Here is a 15580-nt window from a genome sequence, read left to right on the forward strand (position 1 = left end):
GTTACAAGCTTCAAGCCGCGAGCTGGAAGCTTAGAGACAAGCGGTCAGCTGCCAGGCCAAAGGCCTGGCAGTGTGCGCCCGTCGCTGCCTTACTGCGATTTGCGAACCCGCAGGTACCACTCGGAGAGCAGTCGCACCTGTTTGTCGGTGTAGCCACGCTCGACCATTCGTGTGACGAAATCGTTGTGTTTTTGCTGATCCTCCTTGCTGGCCTTGGCATTGAAGCTGATGACCGGCAGCAGATCCTCGGTGTTGGAGAACATTTTCTTCTCGATGACCACCCGCAGCTTCTCGTAGCTGAGCCAGGTTGGGTTCTTGCCATTGTTGTTGGCGCGTGCGCGCAGCACGAAGTTGACGATTTCGTTGCGGAAATCCTTCGGATTGCTGATGCCGGCCGGTTTTTCGATCTTCTCCAGTTCTTCGTTGAGAGCCACGCGGTTGAGGATCTCGCCGGTTTCCGGGTCGCGGTATTCCTGGTCCTGGATCCAGAAGTCGGCGTACAGCACGTAGCGGTCGAAGATGTTCTGGCCGTATTCGCTGTAGGACTCCAGATAGGCGGTCTGGATTTCCTTGCCGATGAACTCGATGTAGCGCGGCGCCAGGTATTCCTTGAGGAAGCGCAGGTAGCGTTCGCGGGTTTCCGCCTGGAATTGTTCCTGTTCGATCTGCTGTTCGAGGACGTAGAGCAGGTGCACCGGGTTGGCGGCGATCTCGTGAGGGTCGAAGTTGAAGACCTTGGAGAGGATCTTGAACGCAAAGCGTGTCGACAGGCCGTTCATGCCTTCGTCCACGCCTGCAGTATCGCGGTACTCCTGGATCGACTTGGCCTTGGGGTCGGTGTCCTTGAGGTTTTCGCCGTCGTATACGCGCATCTTCGAATAGATATTCGAGTTTTCCGGCTCCTTGAGACGTGACAGTACGGTGAACTGCGCCAGCATCTTCAAGGTGTCGGGCGCGCAGTGGGCCTTGGCCAGCGAACTGTTGAACAGCAGTTTGTCGTAAATCTTGATTTCATCGCTGACCCGCAGGCAGTAAGGCACCTTGACGATATAGATACGGTCGATGAAGGCTTCGTTGTTCTTGTTGTTGCGGAAGGTGTGCCATTCCGATTCGTTGGAGTGGGCCAGCAGGATACCGTTGAACGGAATCGCGCCCAGGCCTTCGGTGCTGTTGTAGTTGCCTTCCTGGGTGGCGGTCAGCAGTGGGTGCAGCACCTTGATCGGTGCCTTGAACATCTCCACGAACTCCATCAGGCCCTGGTTGGCCCGGCACAGGGCGCCCGAGTAGCTGTAGGCGTCGGCGTCGTTCTGCGGGAATTCTTCGAGTTTACGGATATCGACTTTACCCACCAGCGCGGAAATGTCCTGGTTGTTCTCATCCCCTGGCTCGGTTTTCGCTACGCCGATCTGGTTGAGGATCGACGGGTAGAGTTTCACCACGCGGAACTGGCTGATGTCCCCGCCAAACTCGGACAGGCGCTTGGTGGCCCAAGGCGACATGATGGTGTTGAGATAGCGACGAGGGATGCCAAAGTCCTCTTCGAGGATCGCGCCATCTTCCGTGGCGTTGAACAGGCCCAAAGGCGACTCGAAGACCGGCGAACCCTTGATGGCGTAGAAGGGCACCTTCTCGATCAGTTGTTTGAGTTTTTCCGCCAGGGAAGACTTGCCGCCGCCGACGGGACCCAGCAGATAGAGGATCTGTTTCTTCTCTTCCAGGCCTTGGGCGGCATGGCGGAAGTAAGAGACGATCTGGTCGATGCATTCTTCCATGCCATGGAAGTCTTCAAAGGCCGGGTAGCGCCGGATCACCTTGTTGGAGAATATTCGCGACAGGCGTGAATTGCTTGAGGTGTCTATCAATTGCGGCTCGCCAATCGCCAAGAGCAGGCGCTCGGAGGCGGATGCATAGGCACTGCGGTCCTGTTTGCACAGCTCGAGATACTCTTGCAGCGTGAGTTCTTCTTGCCGTGTGGACTCGAAGCGTTGTTGGAAGTGGCTAAAAATACTCATGACGTCGTCACCTCGCTCGATACGTGGAGCCGACGCCGGATCAATCAGTCGATGCTGGCAGACATTGGCGGACGCCAATGACTGTTTCCCCCCAGAACACCCTGAAACGCTACCGATGACCCGCACGCCGGTGTACCGGCTCTCCCCTGATTTGGATGGCCTGCGCTTAAGGATAGTTCGGAATCCGGGAGGTCAAGGTGAGATGCGCAATTAGTTTGGCTGCGCCGTTCGTCAGAAACGGCGCGAGCCCAAGCGTCACGCGGGGTAGCGGGGTGTGAAAAAAATTATTGCGAATCGCCTGAGGAAATTTCCGCAGGATAGGTCGTACGCCACAGCTCGAAGCCACCGTCCAGGCTATAGACGTCGGAGAAGCCCTGGCTGATCAGGTAGGCGGCGGCACTCTGGCTGGAATTGCCGTGGTAGCAGGCCACGATCACCGGCGCGTCGAGGTCGGCCGCACGGATGAAATCGGCGATGTTGTGGTTGTCCAGGTGTTGGGCGCCCTTGATATGACCCGCGGCGTACGCCTGGGGATCACGGATATCCACGACCACTGCGGCCTGCTCGCGCAACGCCTGGGCTTGTTCGGGGGGGATACGTTTGAATTCGCTCATGGCGGGCTCCTATGGCTTGGCGGCGGTCGGCTGTGTGACGGGCACGGGGGGTGGGCACTGGCAGCTCAGGCGCTCGCCGGTGTCGATGTTCATCAGGGTCATGGCGCCGCCCCACACGCAACCGGTGTCGAGGGCATACACGCCAGGTTCTTCGCACTTGCCTTCCAGGGCTGCCCAGTGACCGAAGACGATCTTCGTGTCGCGGGTCTTGCGCTCCTTATGGGCAAACCAGGGCTTGTACCCAGGCAGCGCGGTATCGACGCCTTCCTTGCTTTTGAGGTCCAGCTTGCCCTCGGCGGTGCAGAAGCGCATGCGCGTGAAGTAGTTGGTGATCACTCGCAGGCGGGTGACGCCGCTGAGGTCGTTGTCCCACTTCACCGGCTCGTTGCCGTACATGCCATCGAGATAGGCGGTGTAGAGGTTGTCATCGGCCAGCGCCGCTTCTACTTCGGCGGCACACTTGAGGGCTTTCTTCAGTGACCACTGCGGCGCGATGCCAGCGTGGACCAAGGCCGTGTTGCGGGCTTCGTCATAATGCATGAGCTTTTGTCGGCGGAGCCAATCGAGCAGTTCGACACGATCGGGCGCTTCGAGAATTTCCCGCAGGGTGTCGCTCTTTTTCAGGCGCTCGATGTTATTGCCCGCCGCCAGCAGGTGCAGGTCGTGGTTGCCCAGTACGCACACCAGTGAGTCGCGCAAACGATAGAGGTAGCGCAGGGTTTCCAGTGACTGTGGGCCACGGTTGACCAGATCACCCACCAACCACAGGCGATCATTCACCGGGTCGAAGCCCACTTGTTCAAGCAGGCACTTGAGAGGCTCCAGGCAGCCTTGCAGGTCGCCGACCGCGTAGGTCGCCATCAGTGCAGGGCTCCCGGCACCGCGAGGCGAAAGGGCGCAATGATGGCGTCGAACAACTTCCCATCGGTGGCCTTCATTTGATACGAGCCTTGCATGGTGCCGACCTTGGAGGTCATGACCGTGCCGCTGCTATAAGTGTGGCTGGCGCCGCTGTCGATCAATGGTTGTTGGCCGACAACGCCCGCGCCGCGTACTTCCTCTACCTGGCCGTCACCGTCGGTGATGACCCAGTGGCGCGACAGCAGCTTGGCCGGCACCAGCCCGTTGTTCTTCACCGTGACGGTATAGGCGAAGGCGAAACGGTTGTGTTCAGGTTGCGATTGGTCCGCGAGGAAGCGGGTGACGACGCTGACGTCGATCTGGTAGCGAGGATCGGACATGCGAGAGGCCTTACCTTAAAAGCAAAAGCGGAGGACAGCAGATGCGGATCAGTCTAGGCCATGAGGCGGGCACTAGGCCAGACTCGCTGTCTGCGGGAGCGGGTAAACCGGCTCCCACAGAGGCAGGCTTCAGTCTGCGGCGAGCGGCGGTTGGATGGCAAGCTGGTCGGCCAGGCGCACGAACGCAGCCAGGTCCAGTTGCTCCGGGCGCAGGCCGCCATCGACGCCGGCGGCTTCGATCTCGGCGTTGCTCAGCAGCGCCTTGAGCGTGTTACGCAAGGTCTTGCGACGTTGGTTGAATGCTTCACGCACCACGCGCTCCAGCAACCGATGGTCCTTGGCGGGATGCGGCAGTACGGCGTGAGGCACCAGCCGCACAATGGCCGAGTCAACCTTCGGTGGCGGATTGAACGCCCCAGGGCCGACGTTGAACAAGTGCTCCACGCGGCAGTGATACTGGACCATGATCGACAGGCGACCCCAATCACCCCCACCCGGACCTGCTGCCAGACGCTCAACCACTTCCTTTTGCAGCATGAAGTGCATGTCGCGGATGATCCCTGCGTTGTTCAGCAGATGGAAAATCAGCGGTGTGGAAATGTTGTACGGCAGGTTGCCGACCACACGCAGGCTGTTAGGCGCGGCATTGAGGCTGTTGAAGTCGAACTTGAGGGCGTCGCCCTGGTGCAGGTTGAAGTTGGACTTGCCGGCAAACTGCTGGTTGAGGATCGGGATCAGGTCCTTGTCCAGCTCAACCACGTCCAGTTGAGCGCCGCTGGCCAACAGGCCCTGGGTCAGTGCGCCCTGGCCCGGACCGATTTCCAGCAGGCGGTCGTCGGGTTTGGCATGGATGGAGCGCAGGATGCGGTCGATCACGCCGGCGTCGTGCAGGAAGTTTTGCCCGAAGCGCTTGCGCGCCCGGTGTTGGTAATGCTCAGTCATATACGGGTCTCGGCCATCTGATAGGCGGTTTCCAGGGCCACGTGCAGGCTGCCGGTATCGATCTTGCCGCTGCCTGCCAGGTCCAGGGCGGTGCCATGGTCGACGGAGGTACGGATGATCGGCAGGCCCAATGTCACGTTGACTGCGGCGCCGAAGCCTTTGTATTTCAGCACGGGCAGCCCTTGGTCATGGTACATCGCCAGCACTGCATCGCAGTGCTCCAGATATTTGGGGGTAAACAGAGTGTCCGCAGGCAGTGGGCCACGCAGGTCCATGCCTTCTTGGCGCAGGCGCTCTAATGTCGGTTCAATGATGTCGATTTCTTCATGGCCCAAGTGGCCGCCTTCACCGGCGTGGGGGTTGAGCCCGCAGACCAGGATGCGCGGTTGGGCGATGCCGAATTTCTGTTGCAGGTCGGCGTGCAGGATGCGTGTGACACGCTCCACCCGTTCGGCGGTGATGGCGTCTGCAATCTCACGCAGCGGCAGATGCGTCGTCACCAAGGCAACGCGCAGGCCGCGAGTCGCCAGCATCATCACGACTTGAGCGGTGTGGGTCAGTTCGGCGAGGAATTCGGTATGGCCCGAGAAGGCGATGCCGGACTCGTTGATCACACCCTTGTGTACAGGGGCGGTGATCATGCCGGCGAAGTCACCGTTCATGCAGCCTTGCCCGGCGCGGGTCAGTGTTTCCAGCACAAAGGCCGCGTTGGCCTTGTTCAGTTGCCCGGCAACCACCTTGGCCGGCAACGGGGTATCCCATACATACAGGCTGTCTTTGGGGGCCGGCACATCAGGCCAGTTGCCCGGCGCCACGTCCAGCAGGTTGACGGCCACGCCCAACTGCGCAGCCCGCTCAAGGAGCAGGTCGCGGTTGGTAATGGCAATCAGGGGGTGTGGCTGGGGCTGCGAGGCGAGCAGCAGGCAGAGGTCTGGACCAATGCCGGCCGGCTCGCCGGGTGTGACTGCAAAACGTTGGGGTTTCACTGGCTTGCCTGGTTGGTGCCTGTTTGCTCGGCGCCTGGCAGCTTGTTCTCAACGTAGGCTTCGTCACGGATCTGGCGCAGCCAGGTTTGCAGCTCTTCGTCGTATTTGCGGTTACGCAGCACGGTCAGGGCTTGTTGCTCGCGAGCCTGGGTGGTGTTGTCGGTGGCGCGACGGCCCAGGACTTCCAGTACATGCCAGCCATATTGGGTCTTGAACGGCTTGGACAGCACGCCTTGCGGGGTCTTGGCCATCACGTCCTGGAACTCCGGCACCAGGGCTTTCGGGTCGATCCAGTTCAGGTCGCCGCCGTTGAGCGCCGAACCCGGGTCTTCCGAGAAGCTCTTGGCCAGGGTGGCGAAGTCTTCACCGCCTTCGATGCGGTCATAGATCTTCTGCGCCAGCTCCTTGGTTTGTGCCTCGGTGCGGATTTCACTTGGCTTGACCAGGATGTGACGAACATGGACTTCGTCTTTCAGCGAGGTCTCGCCGCCACGCTTGCCCAACAGCTTGAGGATGATGAAGCCGCCTGGCGTACGGGCAGGCTGGGTGATATCACCCACTTGCATTGCGCTGAGTTCGCGGTCGAACGGCGGCGGCAACTGAGCGGCTTTACGCCAGCCCATGTCACCACCGTCCAGGGCGTTATCGCTGCCGGATACGGCGATGGCGGTCTGGGAAAAGTCAGCGCCAGCCTTCAGGCGGTCGTAAACGGCCTGGGTTTTTGCCGCGGCGGCATTGAGTTGCTCAGCGTTGGCGCTGTCCGGCGTCGGGATCAGGATATTGGCCAGGTGCAGTTCCTCGGAGAGCTGCATCTTGCCCAGGTCCGAAGCCAGGAAGTTCTTCACTTCCTGTTCGGAAACCTGGACCCGCTCCGCCACACGACGCTGACGCACACGGCTGATGATCATTTCACGCTTGATCTGGTCACGAGCGTCCTCATAGGACAGGCCATCGTGAGCCAGGGCGGCGCGAAACTGATCGATGCTCATGTTGTTGCGCTGAGCGATGGTGCCGACGGCCTGGTTCAACTCTTCATCCGAAATACGGATGCCGGAACGTTCGCCGATCTGCAGTTGCAGGTTTTCGACGATCAGGCGCTCCAGCACCTGAGGCTCCAGAACGCTGGTCGGTGGCACACCGCCGCCACGCTTGGCGATGGTTTGCTGCACTTCCTTGACCCGTTGGTCCAGCTGGCTCTGCATGATCACGTCGTTATCGACAATGGCCGCAACTTTGTCCAGCTGTTGAACGGCCGCGTGTGCCGATACGGTACCCAGGAACAGCGCGCCCAGCACGAGCGGGCGCAGACAATCAGAAAGCTTGATCTTCACGTTCACGATAACCTTGAATGCCTTTGTCGAGGAAGCTCTCTACCTTGGAGCCGGTCAGGCCGCCGAGTCCTTTAAGGACGATCTGGAAGAAGAGCCCGTGGTCACCCTTTTCGTTAAGGGGGGCGATCTGGGTATATTCGTCGTTGGAAACCCAGTAACGATTGATAACGCGCAGTTTCCAGCAGCAGTTGTCGTACTCGAAACCACCGAAGGCTTCCAGGGTACGGTTGCGGGCGTAGTCATACTGCCAGCGGGTGATCAGGTTCCACTGCGGAACGATCGGCCACATCATCGAGAAGTCGTGTTGCTGGATTTTGTAGTAATCCTTCACGAAATTCGGGTCGCCTGGCTGCCCGTAGTCACCACCGAACTGCCATTTGCCGGTCAGCTGGTTGTACACCACCTGGTCGTTGCGATAGCGATAACCCAGGTTGACGACCTTGTTCGGGTTGTCTTCCGGTTGGTAGTGGAACATGGCGCTACCGGAGCGAGGGCTGTGGCTGTCAGGGTCCCAGTTGTAGTCGGCAGTCGCACGCCAATCGCGATTGAAGCGGAACTCATAGTCCAGAGCGATAGGCGATACGTTCGACTGTGCGTCGGCACGGTCGGCAGCCAAGACGCCGGGCAGTTGGACTTCACGGTCCTTGAAATACAACGCTTGGCCCACGGACACACGTTGACGTTCGAAGCCGTTTTCTTCGATCCAGCGGCTGGTCACACCCAGGGAGAGCTTGTTCTCATCGCCGACCCGATCATTGCCGCTGAAGCGGTTGTCGCGGAACAGCGAGGCATAGCTGAACGAGTATTCGCTGGTATCGAATACTGGGATATCGCTCTGGTCCTTGTTGGGAACATAAAGGTAGTACGCACGCGGTTCCAGGGTCTGGCGATAATCTTTGCCGAACCAATTGGTATTGCGATCGAAGTACAGGCCACTGTCGATACTTGCGACCGGAATTGCACGGTCCTGGGAGCTCTTGTATTCGCCACCGGCATATTGGGTGCCAGTAGCCGCTGCGGCAGCTTGCGCAGCGATGATCTGGTTTTTACCCGTGCCATCCAGATCAAGATCGTACTTGGTATAAACGTACTTGAGCTTCGGCGTAATGAAACCGTAGGTCCAGTTCATTGGGTACTCTACGGCTGGCGCAACGTTCAGGCGTGTGCCGTTAGCACGGGTCAGGCCTGTAACATAAGTATCCAGTCGCGGTGATACGACGCCGTTTTCATCGGTGAACGTGCCATTTTCAAGGCTCCGCTCAAACCGGGCAGCTTCCGTCTCATAGGTGAAATTCAATCCGCCCGGATGATACGGCAACATACCGTTGAAGGTGATTTGCGGTAGTCGATCATACGGCGTGATCTGGGAAATCGTCGCCAATTGGTAGGCTTGAACGTTCAGGCGGGCCTGGTACGAGTCGCCCCGGTACGTCAGGGAGCCTTGCTGGTTAAGGAAGTCACGGTTCTGAACCCCTTCTTCATAGGTCTTGAGATCCTGGAAGTAGTAAGGGTCGCTGATCTTCGTGTAGTCGACCTGGGACGTCAGGCGTGAATCCAACCCACCTTTATGCTGCCAATTGAGCATATAGCGAGTTTTTTCGTAGTCGGTCTGATTTTTCCGCTCGTCGCTGTCATCGTTCAGGTACGCGCCGCCGAACTGACCTTCACTGGACTTGGTGAGGTAGCGGAATTCGCCTTCCATCAACAGGCCGCGCTTGGTCATGTATTGCGGGTACAACGTGGCGTCGTAGTTCGGTGCCAGGTTGAAGTAGTACGGCGTAACCAGGGTAAAGCCAGTCTCGCCACCCGTGCTGAAGCTCGGCGGCAGGAAGCCGGATTGACGACGGTTGTCGATCGGGAAATAAATGTAAGGGGTGTAGAGGATCGGGATGTTCTTGACCCGCAACGTCGCGTTGGTTGCCGTACCGAAACCGGTGGCAGGGTTCAACGTGATGTTGTTGCCCTTGAGCTGCCAGGCGTTGCTGTCTGGCTCGCAGGTGGTGTACGTACCGTCCTTGAGACGGATGATCGCGTTTTCGGCGCGCTTGGCGTACAGGGCGTTACCGCGGATGCGCGATTTGTGCATCACGTATTCGGCGTTGTCGATCTGAGCCGCACCGGTATCGAGCTGTACCTGGGCATGGTCACCCACGATCAGGGCGCCGTTGTCGCGCAGGCGAACGTTGCCGTTCAGCTCGCCACGGTTCTCGGCCTGATACAGGCTGGCTTCCTGGGCTTCCATCTGCATGCTGCCCTGGCGCATGACGACGTCACCGGCCAAGGTCGCGATCTGTTGTTCCTGCTCGTAACGAGAAGCCTTGGCGCCGATGAACGTCGGTGCGTCGCTCTTGGCTGTCTTGTCGTTCATGCCTGGACGCATCGGCTCGATGTACGCACCGCCGCAATAAGGGCCGGTTTCGGCCAACTGGGCTGCGGTCAGCTTCTCGCGAGGCACCCAGTCCAGGTGGCTGTAGTCGGCGCTGCGCGAACGCAGGCCACGGCCCTTGGCTTCGGTGACCAGCATGGTCTTGGGTTCGGCGTCGGCGCTGCCGCCGGTTTCGCCTTGTGGCGTACCGTTTGCCGAGCTGACGGCAGAGCCATCATGCACCGGGCGTGGCGGCAATGGGGCTGCGGCGGTTTTCGGCGCGCAATCCCAGGCACCCGAAGCAGAGACTGAGCAGTCATACTGTTCCGCGGCGACCACGAATGAGGTGGCGAAAGGTTGCATGGCCAGCAGACTGCCGGTTACCAGCAACGGAAATTTTCTACGAAACGCGGGGGATTTCAATGCCATCTTATTAGTCCGGGCTTCCTGCGTGCCATCTGCCCGCGGTTTGGGCCGCACGCCTCTCGATGGTCTGAAAAAGATGCGTGATAATAAAGCATGCCCCGCTTGACGGCTAGCGCCGTCGGAGACCCTTGTAATGCCCGAGCAAGATCTACGTTTACAACAGCTGGAAGTCTGGCTGGATGAGCAATTGCCAATCCTTTTCAATGCCCAGGGTTGGGGTGCCGTACCCCCGGCCACATTGACCGCGGCCAGTAGCGACGCGAGTTTCAGGCGTTATTTCCGCTGGGAGGGAGGGGCGCATACGTTCGTGGTCATGGACGCGCCACCGCCCCAGGAAAACTGCAAACCTTTCGTCGAAATTGCGCATCTACTGGCGAAATCGGGGATAAACGTACCCAAAATTTATGCAGAAGATTTGCCACGCGGCTTCCTTTTGCTCAATGACCTGGGCAGAAAAACCTATCTGGACGTGATTGACGCTGACAACGCCGATCAATTGTTTACCGATGCCATCGATGCGCTGCTGGCTTTTCAGCAGTTGCCGATGGATGCGCCACTGCCCAGCTATGACGTTGCCTTGCTGCGTCGCGAGCTGGAATTGTTTCCTGAGTGGTACGTTCGCCGGCACCTGGGTATCGAGTTCGATACTCGCCAGCGCGATCTTTGGCAACGCGTCAGCGAGCAACTGATCGACAGCGCCCTGGCCCAGCCAAAGGTGCTGGTACACCGCGACTACATGCCGCGCAACCTGATGATCAGCGAGCCCAACCCTGGCGTGCTGGATTTCCAGGATGCGGTCTACGGCCCGGTGACCTACGACATCACCTGTCTGTTCAAGGATGCATTCCTCAGTTGGCCCCAGGCGCGCGTGCGCGAATGGCTGCGCGGCTACTGGGAGCGTGCCGTGCAGTTGGGCATTCCCGTGCACGCCGATTTCGAGGCTTTCCTGCGTGCCAGCGACCTGATGGGCGTGCAGCGCCACCTCAAGGTCATCGGCATCTTTGCGCGCATTTGCCACCGCGACGGCAAGCCGCGCTATCTGGCGGATGTGCCGCGCTTCTTTGCTTATATAGAAGCGGTGCTTGCAGACCGGCCCGAACTGCGCGAACTGGGTGAGTTGCTTGCCAGCCTGCGCGAGCCGGTCGAGGCGAGCCTATGAAGGCGATGATCCTGGCCGCCGGCAAAGGCGAGCGCATGCGCCCGCTGACGCTGCATACGCCCAAGCCGCTGGTGCAAGCGGGCGGCAAGCGCCTGATCGAGTATCACCTGGAGGCACTGGCGAAGGCCGGTTTCACCGAGATTGTGATCAACCATGCGTGGCTCGGTCAGCAGATCGAAAGTTATCTGGGTGACGGCGCGCAGTTTGGCCTGCGCATCCAGTATTCGGCCGAAGGAGAACCGCTGGAAACCGGAGGCGGGATTTTCCAGGCCTTGCCGTTGCTGGGGGATGAGCCGTTCCTGGTGGTCAATGGTGATATCTGGACCGATTACGACTTCACCCGGCTACGTCAGCCGCTTCAGGGCCTGGCCCACCTGGTGATGGTGGATAACCCGGCGCATCACCCTTCGGGTGGTGATTTCTACCTGGACCAGGGTTTGCTTCATGATGCCGCGCCCGGTGCCGATAACCTGACCTTCAGTGGCATTTCGGTACTCGACCCCCAGCTGTTCGCGGGTTGCAGTGCCGGTGCCTTCAAATTGGCGCCGCTGCTGCGGGCGGCCATGAGCAAAGGTCTGGTAACGGGGGAGCACATGGCGGGACGCTGGATTGATGTGGGGACATTGGAGCGCCTGGCGCAGGTCGAAACCCTGCTGACTGCGGAGCGATAAGATGTTGTGGCCAGGGACGCTGATCGGCGCCGGGGCTGGCTTTGCCATTGCCAGCATTCCGGGGGCTTTGTTGGGGGCATTGTTGGGGCAGGCGCTGGATCGCCGCTTACAGCTGCAGAGTTGGGCGCAATTGCGCGAACGTCTGGGCGGCCGGCCGGCGCTGCGCAATGACGAATTGCTGTTTGTGCTGCTGGGCCGACTGGCCAAAAGCAATGGCCGGGTGGTGGATGGGCATATCCAGCAGGCGCGCCTGGAAATGCGTGCACTGGACATGAACGAACCCGCCCAGCGCCGCGCTATCACGGCGTTCAACCGGGGCAAGTCCGGCAGTGATCGGGTGCGTAGCTATCTGCGCGTGCTCAAGGCGCAGCCCCATGCGGCAGAGGGCGTACTGCGCGCCTGCTGGCGTATGGCCTGGGCCGATGGCAGAGCGGATGACGCCGAGCGCGACCTGATTGACCAGTGGGGCAGGTGGCTGGGTTGGACACCGCAACAACTGCACGCACTGGCGTCCGATTACACCCCCGAGCGCAAGCCGCTGGTGAACCGAGGGGGGGCCTATCAGGAGGCGTTGCGAATCCTGGGGGTAACCGCAACTACGGAGCCGTCCGTGATCAAGCGTGCCTATCGCCGCCTGCTCAGCCGTCACCATCCGGACAAGATTGCCGGCACCGGCGCCAGCCCCGCGCAAGTGCGCGAGGCAACCGAGCGAACCCGCGAGTTGCACAACGCCTATGCGTTGATTCGCGAACGGCGCGATTTCCGGTAAGCCTCAGTCGACGGTTTGCGGGCTCAACCAGCCGCGAACCCGCCGATACAGCTGCTCCTGCTCGGCCGAGCTGTTGCCGGGCAAGGTCTTGAGTGACACCTGCTTATAGCCTTCATTCTTCCCTCGCTTGGCCGCCTGAAGCCGCGCCAGGGCGTTTTTACGGTCCAGGGCATTGTCCTGATAGAAGATATCCGCCGTCGGCACTTTCAAGGCCGGGGCCACTTGTTGCAGATCCGGTTGGCGGCCCACCGGGGTTTTGCCGGCCACCAGCACCAGCTTCTGAACCTGCGCCGGTTGCTTTTCGCTCAGGTAACGTGCAGCCCACCAGGCGCCAGTACCGTGGCCGAGCAGCACCACACTGCGCGCGCTCTGGGTCTGGGCAAAGGCCACGGCTGCGTCGATCCGGTCGAAAATACGCTTGGCGTCGGTCTTGTCCTGTTCATCCGCACCCGGCACTACCGCCGGGTCGGTGCCTTCGGCTTCGGCGCTGGCGGCTTGTTCGATGGGCTTGGCGGCCGTGCTGCCGTCTTTGCTGCTGGTGTCGACGGTTGCCTTGGGCGCTTCGATCACCCGTGGCGGCAGGGTGTCCATGCTCACGTCCGGCAGCGACAGGCTGAGGCTGCCCCAGTTGGCATCCGGCAATTTGCGGCGCAACGGGCCGATTGCTTGCGGCCAGTCGGCATTTTCGCCGGCGCCGGGGACGATAATCACCACCCCTTCCGGTTCTGCACTGTTGGCGGGTTTCCATAAGGCCAGGAACGAATCGGTGCCGGCCTGCAATTGTTGTTGCTCGTGTTGTGGGATATTGCGCTCCAGCGCGCTGGCCTCTTCCTGGCTGCGCTCGGGCAGCGCTTGGCGCTCCGCAGGTTTTTCGGCGGCGGGCGCGGGGGCGTCAGCGGCCTGAACAGAAAAGGCGCTGGTAAATAGCAGCGACAGGCACAATGCTGGCAGTGCCGAACGGTGGTGAAAGGGCATCGTTAATTCCCGGCCAGAAGTGATTCCAGCAGCCTAATGGGTTGGTCAGTATTTGTCAGTGATGTGAGACGTGGATCATGGGTTTTCGCTGTCTGCTGATTATCGGCGGTTTGTGCTGTGCCTTGATGGCAACGGCCGCGCCTGCGCCCGTTGCGCCGAAAGCACAGCTCAATGCGCAGCAGCGTGAGTGGCTGAGCCTGCATCCGGAGCTGCGCGTGGGGCTGGTGCTGCAGGCGCCTTACGCGCAATACGATCGGCGCCTGCAACGCTTGTCCGGGGCCAATGTGGAGTTGATGCAGTGGCTGGCCAAGGCGCTGAATATCGAACTGTTGTGGCGCAATTTTCCCGATCAGGAGCAGTTGGAGGCCGCTGTGCGCGACGGCGAAGTGGATATTGCGCCCGGCCTGCAGCAAACCCCGGCGGGTTTGCGCCTGTGGTTATTCACCGACCCTTACATGCGCGTGCCCCAGCATATTGTCGGCGTCCGCGAAGGCGGCGGCGCAGTGGAGCTGGAGAAACTCGACGAACAATCGCGCATTGCCGTGCGCATGCCCAGCGCTGTGGCCGATTACCTGCGCAGCACCTATCCCAACCTCAACCTGCAAGGGGTGCCCATGGAGCGCCAGGCCCTGCAGCTGCTGGTAAGCCAACAAGCGCGGTATGCCGTGGTGGATGAGGCGCAACTGAGCCGCTTGTCCGGCGAAGCAGAATTTGCGGGGCTGGCGGTGGTCGGTGATATCGGCTTGCCACAGTTGCTGCGGGTGGGCACGCGTCGCGACTGGCCGGAACTGGCAACCCTCATGCAGAGCGCCTTGCGGGCGATACCCGCGCGAGACTTGGACCAGTTGCACAATCGCTGGCTGCAACCCCAGTACCCGCGATTGTCGGAATTCCCGGGTTTCTGGAAGAACCTCAGCCTGTTGCTGGGAATCTGCCTGCTGGCCTGCCTCGCGATGGTGGCCTGGCAGCGTCGCCAGCAACGCGGCCTGGAACACGACTTGCTGGCGGCACGGGAAGAAAGCGCCGCCCGCGCTGCCGGTGCCGAAGCCCTGCGGTTGACGCAGTTTTCCATCGATCAAAGTACGGTCGGCATCCTGTGGGTCAATTGGGACAGCCATGTGCGTTACGCCAATCGTGCGGCAGAAAGCATGCTCGGCTACGCCCCGGGCGCGCTGATCGAGCGGCCGCTGGTCGAGGTCGACCCGACCTTGAACATGGATCGCTGGCTCAACCTGTGGCGACGCGCCCGCGCCAGCGAGGAGGGCGGGCAAACCTTCGCCACCGATTGCGTGCGCGCCGACGGCAGTATCCTGCCCGCCGATGTGTCTTTGAGTTTCCTGCGTTTTGCTCAGGGCGAATACCTGGTGGTGTACCTCAACGATGTCACCGAACGCCGCCGTTACGTGGCCGCCTTGTTGCAAAGCGAAGCGCAGTTGCGCGAATTGTCCGCCCACCTGGAAACCGTGCGCGAAGAAGAAAAAGCCCGCATCGCCCGCGAGGTACACGATGAGTTGGGCCAGATGCTCACGGTGCTCAAGCTGGAAACCTCGATGTGCGAATTGGCCTATGCGCAGCTCGACCACGGCCTGAATGAACGGCTCAACAGCATGAAGCGCCTGATCGCCCAGCTGTTCCAACTGGTACGCGATGTGGCCACCGCGCTGCGCCCGCCGATCCTCGACGCCGGCATCGCCTCGGCCATCGAATGGCAGGCCCGGCGCTTCGAAGCCCGCACGCAAATCCCCTGCCTGGTACAGGTTCCGGATAACCTGCCGGCCCTGAGCGACGCCAAGGCCATTGGTTTGTTCAGGGTCCTGCAGGAGGCACTGACCAATGTGATGCGCCATGCCCAGGCGCATACCGTTGAGCTGACCCTGGTGATTGAGGGGGCAGACCTGCGGTTGACCATCAGCGATGATGGCGTCGGTTTCGTCGAAACCCCCGGCCGCCCTGTTTCTTTCGGCGTGGTCGGTATGCGCGAGCGAGTGCTGATGATGGGCGGGCAACTGAGCCTGCAGAGCGAAGTGGGGGAAGGCACCACCCTGAGCGTCACGGTGCCGTTGGATGCCTGACAACAAGAGGAAAAGCC

The 15580-nt window shown here is 60.7% G+C and carries 13 protein-coding genes; 4 read left to right on the forward strand and 9 right to left on the reverse strand.

From position 1 onward, the window contains the following. Window positions 1-89: 89 nt before the first annotated feature. The 8 genes from ACQRBT_RS11905 to ACQRBT_RS11940 all read right to left on the reverse strand — a co-directional run bounded on the left by ACQRBT_RS11905 (window position 90) and on the right by ACQRBT_RS11940 (window position 9920). The gene (locus ACQRBT_RS11905; protein ID WP_104994845.1) at window positions 90-2012 is read right to left on the reverse strand and encodes a PrkA family serine protein kinase; all 1923 of its coding nucleotides are present in this window, start codon (window positions 2010-2012) and stop codon (window positions 90-92) included. Window positions 2013-2296: 284 nt separating this feature from the next. Continuing rightward, entirely contained in the window at window positions 2297-2626 is a 330-nt protein-coding gene (gene glpE, locus ACQRBT_RS11910; protein WP_090368494.1) for a thiosulfate sulfurtransferase GlpE, read from the reverse strand. A gap of 9 nt (window positions 2627-2635) precedes the next feature. Next, the gene (locus ACQRBT_RS11915; protein WP_060757278.1) at window positions 2636-3487 is read right to left on the reverse strand and encodes a symmetrical bis(5'-nucleosyl)-tetraphosphatase; all 852 of its coding nucleotides are present in this window, start codon (window positions 3485-3487) and stop codon (window positions 2636-2638) included. Next, the gene (gene apaG / locus ACQRBT_RS11920) at window positions 3487-3867 is read right to left on the reverse strand and encodes a Co2+/Mg2+ efflux protein ApaG (RefSeq protein WP_060757279.1); all 381 of its coding nucleotides are present in this window, start codon (window positions 3865-3867) and stop codon (window positions 3487-3489) included. Before apaG ends, ACQRBT_RS11915 begins: the two co-directional genes overlap by 1 nt. A 129-nt stretch (window positions 3868-3996) precedes the next feature. Continuing rightward, window positions 3997-4809, reverse strand: coding sequence for a 16S rRNA (adenine(1518)-N(6)/adenine(1519)-N(6))-dimethyltransferase RsmA (rsmA, locus tag ACQRBT_RS11925; protein ID WP_412047494.1), 813 nt, complete (start codon window positions 4807-4809; stop codon window positions 3997-3999). Continuing rightward, the gene (gene pdxA, locus ACQRBT_RS11930; protein ID WP_244384990.1) at window positions 4806-5795 is read right to left on the reverse strand and encodes a 4-hydroxythreonine-4-phosphate dehydrogenase PdxA; all 990 of its coding nucleotides are present in this window, start codon (window positions 5793-5795) and stop codon (window positions 4806-4808) included. The genes rsmA and pdxA overlap by 4 nt, the downstream gene beginning before the upstream one ends. Next, on the reverse strand, window positions 5792-7132 hold the full coding sequence (locus ACQRBT_RS11935) for a peptidylprolyl isomerase (protein WP_081087108.1): 1341 nt from the start codon (window positions 7130-7132) through the stop codon (window positions 5792-5794). The genes pdxA and ACQRBT_RS11935 overlap by 4 nt, the downstream gene beginning before the upstream one ends. Beyond that, window positions 7107-9920, reverse strand: a complete 2814-nt coding sequence (locus tag ACQRBT_RS11940) for an LPS-assembly protein LptD (RefSeq protein ID WP_412047495.1) — start codon at window positions 9918-9920, stop codon at window positions 7107-7109. The genes ACQRBT_RS11935 and ACQRBT_RS11940 overlap by 26 nt, the downstream gene beginning before the upstream one ends. A gap of 130 nt (window positions 9921-10050) precedes the next feature. Between ACQRBT_RS11940 and ACQRBT_RS11945 the strand changes: the two genes are divergently transcribed. Genes ACQRBT_RS11945 through ACQRBT_RS11955 form a run of 3 tightly spaced genes read left to right on the forward strand, consistent with a single transcriptional unit; the run spans window position 10051 to window position 12516 of the window. Beyond that, the gene (locus tag ACQRBT_RS11945) at window positions 10051-11076 is read left to right on the forward strand and encodes an aminoglycoside phosphotransferase family protein (protein ID WP_412047496.1); all 1026 of its coding nucleotides are present in this window, start codon (window positions 10051-10053) and stop codon (window positions 11074-11076) included. Continuing rightward, entirely contained in the window at window positions 11073-11747 is a 675-nt protein-coding gene (gene murU / locus ACQRBT_RS11950; protein ID WP_090368505.1) for an N-acetylmuramate alpha-1-phosphate uridylyltransferase MurU, read from the forward strand. The genes ACQRBT_RS11945 and murU overlap by 4 nt, the downstream gene beginning before the upstream one ends. A gap of 1 nt (window position 11748) precedes the next feature. Then, on the forward strand, window positions 11749-12516 hold the full coding sequence (locus ACQRBT_RS11955) for a TerB family tellurite resistance protein (protein ID WP_412047497.1): 768 nt from the start codon (window positions 11749-11751) through the stop codon (window positions 12514-12516). Window positions 12517-12519: 3 nt separating this feature from the next. Here ACQRBT_RS11955 and ACQRBT_RS11960 read toward each other — a convergent pair whose 3' ends face one another. Beyond that, window positions 12520-13491: an alpha/beta hydrolase family protein gene (locus ACQRBT_RS11960; protein ID WP_060757287.1), complete on the reverse strand. Its 972-nt coding sequence runs from the start codon at window positions 13489-13491 to the stop codon at window positions 12520-12522. A 77-nt stretch (window positions 13492-13568) separates the two neighbouring features. Between ACQRBT_RS11960 and ACQRBT_RS11965 the strand changes: the two genes are divergently transcribed. Beyond that, a complete protein-coding gene (locus ACQRBT_RS11965) occupies window positions 13569-15563 on the forward strand; it encodes a sensor histidine kinase (protein ID WP_412047498.1) in 1995 nt (664 codons plus the stop codon). Window positions 15564-15580 lie beyond the last annotated feature (17 nt).

Origin of the sequence: Pseudomonas sp. R19M (assembly GCF_050312585.1) — a bacterium.
GTDB classification, from domain to species: Bacteria; Pseudomonadota; Gammaproteobacteria; order Pseudomonadales; family Pseudomonadaceae; genus Aquipseudomonas; species Aquipseudomonas palleroniana.